Here is a 12398-nt window from a genome sequence, read left to right on the forward strand (position 1 = left end):
CCCCTGGGCGTTCAGTCTCCCTTTCCCGCTGCCGGGGTCGCCCTCAACTCCCGCTTGTCCGGGGGCAGTTCCTGTTGGACTCCGCGGCGCAGGCCGAGCAGGGCGACGACGAAGGCGGCGGCCATGATCACGCCCATGCCGAGGAGAACCGAGCGGGTGGCCTCGGCCACGCCCAGCCGGACGAAGTGCGGAATGGACTCGGTGCTTCCACCGCCTTGTCCCGAACTCAGCCGGGAGATCGACTCGGCCTCCCGGCTCGCCGCCTCGTGGTCCATGCCCTGTGCGGTCAGGGACTGGGTGATCCGTGACTGCAGCACGGAGGCGAAGATCGTGCCGAGGACGGCCAGGCCCAGGCTGGAGCCGTAGTTGCGCACGGTCTGTGTGACGCCGGTCGCCTCGCCGTAGGAGCGCTGGGGCACCCGGTTGACCGCGTCGGTGTTGGCCTGTCCCAGCATCAGCCCCATTCCCGCGCCCGCGAGGACGATGCACCACACGATGCGGCTCTCGCTGAGGTCAGTCACCCGGCCCGCCCAGAGGAAGAAGCCGACGCAGGCCAGTGCGCAGCCCAGCACGACGGGCCGTTTGGCGCCGATCCGGTCGAGCATCCGTCCGCCGACCTGGGCGGCCACCACGAAGCCGAGGAAGAAGTAGAGCAGGTCGAGGCCGGCGTCGGAGGCCTTCTTCCCGAGGGCGACCTCCGCGTAGACGCTGGTGAAGAAGAACACCGGCACGAAGGCGGCCATGGCCACGCCCAGGACGATGTTCTGCACGGTGAAGGCCCGGTCGCGGAAGAGGTCGACGTCCAGCAGCGGATGGGTCGTTCGCCGCTCGACGAGGACGAAGACCACGAGCAGCAGCAGGCCCACGACGATGCACAGCCAGGTCGCCGCGGAGTGCCAGCCCCACAGATAGGACTGCTGGAAGCCGAAGATGCTCAGGCCCACGCCGGCCACGATGAGTGCCAGTCCGCGGTAGTCCATCGGGGCCGGCCGGTTCGGGGTGTGCGGGCGCGCCATCGCGATGAGTACGAGTGCCACGACGGCGACGGGGATGTTGACCCAGAAGATGGCCCGCCAGGTCCATTGGGTCAGCCAGCCGCCGAGGATCGGTCCGACCGCGGTGAGTCCGCCCGCGATGCCGAAGAAGAGGGCGAGCGCCTTGCCGCGTTCCTGCAGCGCGTAGGAGTCGACCACGATGGCCAGGGCCGCCGGGTACATGATCGCTCCGCCGGCTCCCTGGAGGGCCCGGAACGCGATCAGCCATCCTTCGGCCGCGCCGCCCTCGGGGGTCAGTCCGCACAGTGCGGAGGCCACGGCGAAGACGACCACCCCGAGGACGACCATGCGCCGGTGCCCGACGGTGTCGGCCAGCCGTCCCCCGAAGGCGAACAGGGCGGCCATGGCCAGCAGGTAGGAGTTGATCGCCCACTGCACGCCGGTGTTCGACAGCCCCAGCTCGGCCTGGATGTTCGGTGCGGCGATGGACACGATCGTCTGGTCGATGAACGTCATCGCCACCGCGAAGATCATCGCGGCCAGCGTCAGCCGCCCGGACGAGGACGAGGTTCCGGTTCCGGACATGCGGTGGCCTTTCGGGTGTCTCCACTCCCCTCGCTGACGCTCATCGTCACCTGCGGGCGCGATTTCCGCATCCGTCGGCCGGGCCGGCGTCCACCCCGGACGGACGCCGGACCGGCCCCGGACTACCGCGCCGACAGGCGGGCGCGGGCGCCGATCGTCACCGGACGTCGACGAAGTCGCCTGCGGCCGTGGACGGGCCGGTGGTGGGGGTGCCGGTGAAGACGAACCGGAAGTAGCCGTCGGTCCTGGCCTTGGTCGTGGTCTTCAGCGTGCCGCCGACGCCGCTGGTGACGGTCTTCAGCGTGGTGTAGACGGAGCTGCCCTTCTTACGGAACTGCAGTTGGACCGGCCGTCCCTGGTAGCCCGTGTAGGTGCCGCTCTCCCAGTTGGCGCGGGTCAGCTTCCCGGTGACGGTGATCGTCCTGCCCTTCTTCACCGGCTCGGGCGAGGCGTTGACCGTCACCTTGGCGTACCGCTTGAAGTTCGCCGTGCCGGCGACGTCGATCTCCGTCCATTCGTCCTTGGTGTCCTGCGCCCCGGCGAGCACCTTCCAGGCTCCGGCGAGGCCGTTGTGGTCGAAGTCCCGCGCGGCGTCCACAGCGAGGCTCACCTTGCATGTGGAGGTGGTCGGGTCCGCCGGCGACACCGCGCATGTTCCCGTCGGCGGGTACAGCGGCAGGGCGCCGTCGGCGTCGTCCGTGTTGGGCCCGTGCCACAGATAGGCCCAGGACGTGGCGACCCCCTCCGGGTCGTGGGCCGTCCACGTGATCGTGACCGTCGTTCTGGTGGTCGGGCCGAGCACGATGTCCTTGCCTCCGTTGACCACGACGTTCGAGAACGTGGTGTCGTCGGCGGCGCTCCGGTCGGCCGCCTGGGCGGTGGCCGGAAGCATCGATGCGGAAAGGGTGGCCGTCAGGAAAGTGACGGCGACGGCCGGGCGGATGCGCATGGAGTCCCCCCTCGGGACGCTGGGTCCGCCGCCTCCCCGCGCGACGGACCTGATGGAGTGTCATCGGTCGCTAGACCCGTGAAGAACGCTCCTGGTTGCCCTGTTCCTGAAACCGGTGCCGCATCCGTCCGCAGGGAGACGATCCGGGTCCTGCGCCCGATCAGTCACACGTCAGCGTGGGTGTCCCCCAGTCGCCGTGGTCGTTGCCGTTGCCGTCCCCCGCGTCGCCGACCTTGAGGTCGAGCACCTGGGCGCCGCTGATGTCGACGTCGATCGGCACCGCGGCCTGTTTGCCGCGGATCGTCGGGGTGGTGACGAGGGTCCTGCCATCGGCGATCACGGAGAACGTCACCGTGCCCGCACCGTTCGTCTCGTCGTCGACGCCGACGTACGCCGTCAACCGCGAGCACTGTCCGGCGAGGTACAGCTCGACGTCACTCACGGAGTTGGTGCCCAGGCCCTTGGCGTAGCCGACGCCCGCGATGGTGATCGGACGGCCGTCACCGGCCGCCTGTTCGCCGACGCTGGTGTCGCGTTCCACCGGGCCCCATCCGTTGGTGGACGACAGGAACGGCAGACCGCTCACGTCGCTCTGTCCGGCGGGCGGAGCCGGCGGGATCCCGCGGACGATGCGCTCGTCGTCGCCGACGGCCTGCCGTCCGCTCTGCCGGTAGGTCACCGTGGCGGTGAGTGCCGAGGCGGACGGCAGCGTTCCGGCCGGGGGCCGGACCTGCCAGGTGAAGGTGGCCGACGTGCCGGGCCGCAGGCGCTTCACCGACAGGGGGCTCGTGGCACTCGCGCTCCAGCCGTCGGGCGCCGAGAGCGACGCCGTCAGTGCGGAGGCGGACTGTCCGTCCTTCGGTACCCGGACCGTCGTCGTGGCGGTGAAGGCCTGTCCCGGCTGGGCGGTGTCCGGCACGTCGAGGGTGACATCCGCGCCCGGACGCTTCGGCATCGCGTAGGTCCGGGGGTCGTAGCGCGGGCTGTCGTTCTGTGCGACGCGCAGGGAGGAGGCGTAGCTGCCGTAGTCGGTCAGTGAGACCTGGCCGAGGCCGCCGGTGCTGCCGTCGAGGTTCCACACGGCGATGGCGATGCTGTTGTGGCCGTTCGGGTTCAGGATCCCGTTGGGGACCGGGAAGGTGTGCTGTGGGCCGAGGTAGTTGACGTAGTTGCCGACCTGCCAGCCGTTCACGAAGATCGTGGCCCGGTACTTGCGTGCCGGGTCGTCCGTGAACGTGAGCCCGAGCGAGGTGTCCTGACCGTGCGGCAGGTCCAGGGTGACGTCGTTGCGGTACCAGGAGACCCCGGGTGTCGTGTCGGCCGTCGGGAGGGAGACGCGGTTCCACTTGCCGTCCGGGTAGCCCGGCAGGGACCAGCCGGCCCGCTCGCCGTAGAGGCCGCCCGTCGACAGCGGACCGCGCACGGTGTCCTGGAGGTCCTCGCCGCCTCGTACGCCCTGGAGGCGCCAGGTGACGGACGTCAGTGGCGCGCCGACGAGGGAGGCGCTGGTCAGGCCGCGTGCGGCCTTGTTGCCGTTGGTGGAGTTGTAGTCCTCCTCGTGTCCCATGTTGACGGTGAGCACGGAGATGACGTTGTCGCCCGTGGACTTCACCGAACCCGCCGGGAAGGTGAAGTCACCGCCGCCCGTGGTGGAGCTGCCCAGGAAGGTCCCGTTGAGCCAGACGGAGAACGCCTGCGCGTCTCCTCCCGAGTCCGAGACCAGGTGGATGCCGGTCTCCTTGCCGGTGGCGCGGAAGCGGCCCCGGTACCAGGTGTTGCCGGTGTGGAAGCCGTAGTCGTCCGCGTAGAGCACCGGTAGCGAGTTGACGCCGGAGACGCTGTTGGTGGTCGCCTTGTCGGCAACCTGCCAGCTGGTGTCGTCGAATCCGGTGGACGCTTCGGGGGACTCCTCGGCGTGCTTCCAGTTGGTGAGGGTCGGCAGGTGTACGGGGGCGGCCACCGGGATCTTTCCGGTGCGGCTGCCCGTGTCGGCGGCGTGGGTGGTCAACGCCCTGCCGTTCCAGGTGACTTGGGCGGCGGAGGTGAACACCTCGATGTTCTTGTCGTCGGCGTTGTCGCCGGTGAGCGCGACGGTGTGGCCGCCGTGCAGGCTGGTCGCCGTCCGCAGCAGGTGGGTGCCGCGCACGAGCACCGGGCCGCTCGCCGTGTCCTGACGCCAGAAGGTCTCCGCCGTGGCCTTGTCGCCGACGAGCAGGAGCAGCGGGCGCTTTCCGTCGCCGCTGATGCTGATGCGGATCAGGCCCTTGTGCGTGTAGTTCAGCCGCAGGTCACCGGTGGACGGGTCCCAACTGGTCGTGACCGTCCCGCCGTTGGCGGTGACGGTGGGCTCAGTGGCGTAGCGGAGGACCGTCTCGCCGTCGCTGTCCTGGTCGCCGTAGAGCACGGCGACGTCCCGGTCCCCGATGGTCGCACTGGTCATGATCTCGGAGGTCGAGTACTGCAACTGGGCATCCCCGAGGCGGTAGTTGGCCACGATCACGTGGGAGTCGCGTCCGTCGAGGGTGATCGCGGTGCCGGGCTGCTGCGGCACCACCGGGTAGGTCGCCTCCGTAGTGGCGGCCGTGGGCACGTCGATGGCGTCGACGGCCACGTAGTTGTCGGTGGATCCCGAGCTGTGGTTCCCGGCGACGACGATCTTCAGTGTGTGCGCGCCGGGTGCCAGGCCGGTCTTCTGGAAGAGCACCGCCTGGCTCTCGCTGCCGGAGTCGTCGACCGTCGCCACCTTGGTGCCGTCGAGGTAGACGTCGGCGTTGCCGTGGTTGTTGGTCTTCGAGCCGATCCAGCGGATCGCGGTGCCGTCGAAGGGGACGGTGAGCGAGTCACCGGCCTTGTTGGAGAACGACTCCGTGTGTTTGTAATCGCCGCCGGTGTAGCTCGTGTTGGCCACGTGGGACCACGAACCGGCGTACTGCAGCGCGGAGTCGGGGTCGTCCCAGGTGTAGGTGGTGTCGTTGGTCGGCTGGGCGTTGAAGTCCAGGGAGATGTGGGTCTTGTCCACGGCTGTGGAGGTGGAGTTGCCGTGCCGCAGGACGTGGAACTGCGTCCGGGTGTCGGGGTTCATCCGGGCGGTGTCGACGACCGCGGAGTCGTCCGGCGGTGTGGCCCTGATCGCCTCGGTCTTCGTCAGCGGGGCGACCGACTGCGTGAAGTACCCGATGAGCTTGTCCTCGTAGTACTTCGGGTCGAGTTGGCGGGTCTCGCGGATCGCGGCCCCGTAGTCGTACGACGTGTAGTTCTGGGGCATGCCCAGCCAGCCCCAGTTGGTGCCGCCGTAGGTCATGTAGAAGCTCTGCGCGGTCGCGCCGACGGCGATGTTCTGCTTGTAGAAGACGTTGGCGAACTGGTCGTTGATGAGCTGGGCGCACTTGTCGTAGCCGGGTCCGCCCCAGGGGTCGAAGGCGCCACCCTGGAACTCCGGTGAGTACAGCGGTTTTCCGGCCGGGTGGTCGTAGCTGATGTCGGGGACGCCGTTCCACTTCGCGGGGTTGGAGCAGTCGAAGCCCTGCGGGTAGGAGTCCGGGCCGTCGACGTCCAGGGCGCCGGTACCGGAGTTGAAGGTGCCGTTGTTGTTGCCGGTCAGCGGGACCGTGATGCCGTCGGCGCGGGCCTTGTCCTCCAGGTGCTGCATGTAGGAGCGGCCGGCGGCCGAGCCGTTGTAGTACTCGTTCTCGACCTGATAGGCGATCACCGAGCCGGTGCCGTTGGTCAGTTGGTGGCGGGCGATGATCCGGTCGATCTGCGTCAGCCATTCGTCCGCGTACTTGAGGAACTGCGGGTCGTCGCTGCGGTTGTTCCCGGCCTTGGTGGTCAGCCAGCCGGGCAGTCCGCCGCCGTCGACCTCGGCGTTGATGTACGGCGCCGGGCGGGCGATGACGTAGAGGCCGGCCTCCTGGGCCATGTCGAGGAGCTTGTCGACGTCCCGCACGCCGGTGAAGTCGTACACGCCCGGCTTGGACGAGTGGTAGCCCCAGTCGAAGTACAGGGAGGTCGAGTTGAAGCCGGCGGCCTTCATCTTCTGGAAGATGTCGCGCCACAGGTCCTGGCTCGGGAGCCGGAAGTAGTGGAACTCGCCCGACCACAGGTAGGTGCGTTTGCCGTCGACGAGGAACGAGTAGCCGTCGAGGGTCACGGTGTGCGCCTGCGGACTGACGGTGGGCGTCTGCTCGCCGACGTCCTGCGCCGCCGCCGTGGCCGGCGCGGTCATGCCCGCCGCGAGGGCGATGGTCGCGGTCGCCGCGAGGACGGCCCTCCACCACCGGCGTCGACCGGGTCTCGCACCCTCTGAACCGTTCCGACTACCCCGCACGGCGGCCTCCAGACCGACTGGGCGAACAACATCAAACAGACTCAGGCAAAGCCGAACAGTAAAGGTGCACAGGGCGCACCACAATGGGTCGGGAGAAGACAGTTGAGACGCCGGTCCCCGGACTCACGTCCGGGAACCGGCCCGGCGTCATCAGGACCGCCGGTGCCTCAACTGCCTCACTGGCCGAAGCCGTACGCGAACAGGTGGTCCGCTCCCGTCGAGCCGGTCACCGGCAAAGTGATCGACGCGACCTGCTTGGACGCGTCCAGCGGGACCTTCGTGGCGAAGACGTAGGCCTTGACGTTGTCCCGGCCCCCGCTCCCGGTGTTCCGGTAGGCGGTCGTGACGGCGGTCGTGTCCCCCGCGAGGGGCTTGCTGCCGCCGCCGTTGAGCGTCCAGTCCGAGAAGCCGATCGTCGCCTTCGAGGAGGTGCCGTCGGTGTAGGTGACGGTCACCGTGCCCGAGACGCCGCTCCCGTCGGTCGGCGCGTTGGTGGCCGTGCCCAGCAGACCGAGCGACGCGCCGGAGGCACCGGCCGGCATCGGGATGGTCTGGCCGGCCATCTCCAGGTTGTCCAGCTGCCCGGACGTCACCGTCGGCCAGGTGTAGGAGATGCCGTCCGCGGTGACGGTCGAGCCGCTCGTGACACCGGACGCAGACAGTGCGTTCTGCGAGAAGGCCCAGCCACCGTTGTCGAATCCGCCCGAGAACGAGGTGCCGTCCGGGTAGATGCCCTCGTTGGTGTCGTACGGCCACAGCGCACCGGCCTTGGCGACGGCCACGCGGAGGGTCGCCCCGCTCAGTGCCGTACCGGTGCTGTGGTCGGTCAGCGCGAAGGTGACCGGGTAGGTGCCCTCGCTCGCGCCCGCCGTCACCCCGACCTTCGCCTCGGCGCTGCCCGTCGCGGGTACCGTCAGCGAGCCGGACGAGGTGTCGAGCGTGACGCCGGAGGGTGCCGTCGCCTTCCAGTCGACCGTGACGGCCGTGCTTCCGAGGTTGGTCAGGTCGAGGGTGCCGTCACCGGACGCGCCCGGCTGGAGCACCAGACCGTCGCTGGAGGGACCGGTCGCGGCCAGCACCCGGCCGCCGCCCGTGGTGTCCGAGGGCGGTGCCGCCGAAGGAGCGGACGCCCAGGCCTTGTTGGGCTCGGTACCGAGCGTGAAGTCGAGCGTGCCCGCACCCTGGAACTGCTGATAGCTCAGCCAGGGGCTGTCCCACGCCTTGCCCTTGACGGCGAGCGCCTGCACGTACGGCGCGTCGGGCGCGGCCTGCGGAGCGTTGATCCCCACGGTCTTGCCGTTGCCGAGGGTCACCTTGGCCACCGGGAACGCCGGGCTGCCCAGCGCCAGGGTGTCCGTACCCGGGGTCTCCGGGTACATACCGAGCTCGGACCAGACGTACCAGGAGCTCATCGCGCCGAGGTCGTCGTTGCCGAACGAGCCGACCGGCGCGTTGAAGTACAGGTTCTGCTGGGCGTCGCGGACCGCCGCCTGGGTCTTCCACGGCTGGCCCGTGTAGTCGTACTCCCAGGGGATCTCGACACTGGGCTCGTTGCTCAGGTCGGCGTCGGTGTTGCCGGGGTGCGTGATGTCGTCGAGCAGACTGTCCAGGTATGTCGAGTACGCCGTGTCGCCGCCGCGCGCCTGGATGAGTTGCCGCAAATTGAACGGGACCATCGGCGTGTACTGGGCGGACGTGCCCTCCACGAATCCGTTGGAGGTGCCCGGGGTGAAGCCGCCGGCGAACTGGCCGTCCTTGTTCTTGGCCTGCATGTAGCCGGTCTGCGGGTTGAAGACGTTCATCCAGTCCTGGGCGCGGGTGGCGAACTTCTCGTAGACGTCGGTCTTGCCGAGCGACTTCGCGAACGCGGCCAGGGCGTAGTCGGCGGAGTCGTATTCGAGTTGGGTGGAGACGGGGCCGTAGAAGTTGCAGCAGTTGTAGTCGTTCTCGTCGAGTGGGAGGTAGCCCTTCGCGTCCCGTACCGGCTCGCCGGGGCGGTCGTTGTTCGGGACGGTGGCCTCGTGCTGGAGGGCCGAAAGGGCCTTGGCCGTATCGAAGTTCGTGGCGCCGAAGGCGTACGCGTCGGCGATGATGCCGGCGGCCGGGTCGCCGACCATGACGTAGCTCTCGCCGTTGTTCGAGGCCCACTTGGGCAACAGGCCTGTCTGGTCGTACCCGTTGAGCATCGAGGTGACGACGTCGCCGGCGACCTTCGGCTCGACCAGAGCCATCAGCTGGGTCTGGGAGCGGTAGGTGTCCCAGCCGGAGTAGTTGGCGTACTGGGCCTTCTGTCCCTTGGCCAGCGTGTGGATCTGGTTGTCCATGCCCATGTACTGGCCGTCGTCGTCGGAGAAGACGTTCGGGTGCAGCAGCGCGTGGTAGAGCGCGGTGTAGAACTGCGTCTGCTGGTTGGCGGAGCCGCCGCCGATCCGGAGCTTGGTCAGCACCGCGTTCCAGGCGTCGTGGTTGGCCTGTTCGACGGCGGCGACGTCCCACTTCTTGATCTCGGTGGAGAGGTTGTTCGCCGCTCCGGCGTCGCTCGTGTACGAGATGCCGACCTTGGCGTTCACCGTGGGGTTCGAGGCGGTGTCGAAGGTCAGGTACATGCCGTTCGCACCGGTGGTGGGCGGCTGGGCGGCCTTGGCCGTGGCGGACGAGCCGGTCGTGGCGGCGGCGCTCGCTGCCGGGGACGGCGTACCGGAGTGCTTGGTCCCGCTCGTGTGGATCGTCGGGGCCGGTTTCGCCGGGACGGTGAAGTGCTTCTCCTTCAGCGGCGCCGACTTCGAGGTCTGCGGGGCCGATTGGACCTTGCCGGCCTTCAGCGAGGTCGCGTCGGGGGTGATGGTGCTGCCGACCCAGGTCCCGCTCGCGGTGAACGGCCGGTCGAACTTGATGTCGAAGTGCAGCGTGTACCTGTTGGCGGCGCCGCAGAAGTGACCGCTGTCGATCGCGCCGCTGATCTCCTGGCTGTTCACGACCTGGACGCGGGTTCCGTCGATCTGGGTGGCACCGCCGCTGAGCTTGAACAGCAGGTTCGCCTGCTGCCCTGCGGGGAAGGTGAAGCGGCCCAGCCCGGCGCGGGTGGTGTCGGTCAACTCGGTCTTGACGCCGTTCGCGTCGGTGAGCCTGTAGTAGCCGAGCCCCGCCTGCTCGTCGGCGTGGCTGAAGCCGGCGGACGTGTTGCCGAGGTCGCCCGACAGTGCGCCGGTCACCGGCAGGATGGGCAGGTCGCCCGCGACGGGGCAGCCCGGGCCCGAGATGTGGGTGAGGCTGTAGCCGGAGATCTTGTTGTCGTTGTACTCGTAGCCGCCGCCGTCGGGGCGGTCGGGCGTCGTGTCGGGACCCCACTGGACCATCCCGGCCGGCATGTCGGGGCCGGGGAAGGTGTCCACCGCACCGGAGGTGCCGATGAGCGGGTTGACGAGGGACGCGGGGTCATTCACCAAAGCCGGCGTCGCGCCGCTCGCGGCATAGGCGTTGCCCACTGCCGGGAGCGGAAGAACGGCCATTCCCAGGACGCAGAACAGGGCCAGATGTCGGCGGGATCTCTTGCGGTCGCGTGGCGCAGCTGAATGTCGGGGTCTCACCATCGGTTGCCTCCGCAGCAATTCGTGCCTGGCACAACAGATGCCGACGCACCGAGATCCCGGAACGTCGGCGACAGGCAACAGTCCCGGTCGCCCCCGACGGCCTGACAACGTTGCCATGCACGAGTGTCGAGTGAAACGTGTGAGCTGATGGCGTGTCAACGAGGCCAACGTGACTTTCTGAACGCGAAGTTCACCCAGAGGCGCGTGCGGCGACGGCACCCCAGGGGGATGCCGGGGTTCCGGAGCGGATCGACACACCTCGCCCTTGTGCGCAAACACCGTCGCAAACTCGTCGAGCCGACGGCTTGCCTCTCGAAGGAGTGCACAACCGGTGGGCGCGGCAATGATTCCGGCAAATATCTCCCAGCACCGGGTCATCCTGACGCCATGAGATGCCCATTCTCAAATGCTTCCCGAAGCCCGGAGCGCGGGACTCGGAACGGTGATGCTCGACGCCGCTGTCGATATCTGCCGTGCCCTGGGGATGAGTCAGCTCTACTTGACGACCAACAGGCAGACAGGGCCGTGGACTTCCACGGGAAATAAGGGGTTTGTCGAGGTCGGTCGCATGCCGCACAACACACTCGCCGCCGACGGCAGTCTGTACGACGAGGTGTATATGGTGCGCGAATTGGATACCGCCGACGAATAACGCACTTGAGCGCAGGCGACTTCCCGAAGACGATTCCCTCGGTGCGGTCACGGATGTTTGTCGTCGGCTCGCGCTAAACGCGTCTCGACGGTTGCGGCAGCGACGGCAACGGAGACGGCCAGGAGGCCGACGACGAGTGGCAGTACGACCGACACGCCCGTCAGGGAGCCGGCCAGTGCCGTACCGGCGGATCCGGACGTGATCTTCAGTGCCGCGACCCAGATGAAGACCTGGCCGCGCGCTCCGCTCGGCGCGTACTCCGTGCGGGCCGCGAGAGTTGAGGCGAAGAAGAAGGCGTTGAGGATCCCGGTGAGGGCGTAGGCCACGACGGACACCGCGAAGGCGGGGCTCGCAGTGACCGTGAGGAGGCCGGCGACGACGCCCAGGGCGAGGCGGCGCATCAGCCGGTCCGGGGCGCCGGTGAGGGGGAAGACCATGACGGCTATGGACCCGGTGAGATTGCCGAGGCCGTAGGCGGCGGTCAGCAGCGCCGCGGTGGCCGGCTCGATGCCGAGGATCTTCGTCAGGTGGACCGCGGTGATCGGCAGCGCGGCGACACTCAGGGCGACGACCATCGTCAGGTAGACGGTGCGCCGGAGCCGGCCCGTGCGGGCTATCAGCGCGAGGGTCGCTCCCGGCTTGAGGACGGCCGACTTGTCGCCACCGTGAGACGGCGGGGTGAAGGGCAGCAGCAGGACACCGACCGCCGCCGTGGCCGCCCCGACCGCGAGTGCGAGAGCCGCGGCGGTGGGCGAGACCCAGCCCGACAGGGCGGCCACCAGGGACGGGCCGACGGTGCCGCCGATGCCGTAGGTGGCCACGTCCCAGCCCTGGGCCCGGCGCTGGGTGCGCAGTCGGGGTCCGACGATGGCAGGGAGTCTGCTGCTGATGCCGCCGGTCAGCAGCGGCCCACAGGCGCCGACCGTGGCCAGCAGCAGCGCGGTCAGTACGACGGGCGAGTGACCGTAGCTCAGCACACCTGCGGTCAGCGCGGTGGCGTACAGCAGGCAGGCCGCCGCGATGACCTTGCGGCCGTCCCGGGCGAGGTCGAGCGAGCGCGCGACGAAGGGGCCGAGCAGGTGCGGGGCGGTGATGCAGGCCCCGAGTACCCCGGCGAGCGTCCCCGAGCCGCCGGACGAGGTGACGAGCAGTACGACGGCGACCACGGCTCCGCCGTCGGCAGTGCGGGCGAGGGCCGCTGCGACGACGTAGCGCGCCAGACCGCCGGCGCCCTGTCCGGGCCGAGTTGAGGCTTCCCGCGACCTCGGTGCGGTGCTTGTCGCGTGCTGCGGGTTCACGG

6 protein-coding genes are annotated in these 12398 nt (G+C 69.1%); 1 reads left to right on the forward strand and 5 read right to left on the reverse strand.

Annotated elements, in window-relative coordinates:
- Positions 1–11: 11 nt before the first annotated feature.
- From OC490_RS24470 to OC490_RS24485, 4 genes are all read right to left on the reverse strand, one after another.
- Complete coding sequence (locus OC490_RS24470; protein ID WP_262060132.1) at positions 12–1580, reverse strand: MFS transporter; 1569 nt, start codon at positions 1578–1580, stop codon at positions 12–14.
- A gap of 157 nt (positions 1581–1737) precedes the next feature.
- Positions 1738–2529 carry a hypothetical protein gene (locus tag OC490_RS24475; protein WP_262060133.1) on the reverse strand — a complete coding sequence of 264 codons (792 nt, stop codon included), beginning with the start codon at positions 2527–2529 and terminating at the stop codon, positions 1738–1740.
- Positions 2530–2689: 160 nt separating this feature from the next.
- Positions 2690–6754, reverse strand: a complete 4065-nt coding sequence (locus OC490_RS24480) for a beta-galactosidase (protein ID WP_262060134.1) — start codon at positions 6752–6754, stop codon at positions 2690–2692.
- Positions 6755–7032: 278 nt separating this feature from the next.
- Entirely contained in the window at positions 7033–10299 is a 3267-nt protein-coding gene (locus OC490_RS24485) for a lectin (RefSeq protein ID WP_262060135.1), read from the reverse strand.
- Positions 10300–10888: 589 nt separating this feature from the next.
- Here OC490_RS24485 and OC490_RS24490 point away from each other — a divergent pair.
- Positions 10889–11098: a hypothetical protein gene (locus OC490_RS24490; protein WP_262060136.1), complete on the forward strand. Its 210-nt coding sequence runs from the start codon at positions 10889–10891 to the stop codon at positions 11096–11098.
- 47 nt (positions 11099–11145) lie between these two features.
- On the opposite strand, the gene OC490_RS24495 is transcribed toward OC490_RS24490, so the two are convergent.
- Positions 11146–12396: an MFS transporter gene (locus tag OC490_RS24495; protein WP_262060137.1), complete on the reverse strand. Its 1251-nt coding sequence runs from the start codon at positions 12394–12396 to the stop codon at positions 11146–11148.
- Positions 12397–12398 lie beyond the last annotated feature (2 nt).

It is taken from the genome of Streptomyces sp. STR69, from assembly GCF_024519455.1.
In the GTDB taxonomy this organism is placed as follows: Bacteria; Actinomycetota; Actinomycetes; order Streptomycetales; family Streptomycetaceae; genus Streptomyces.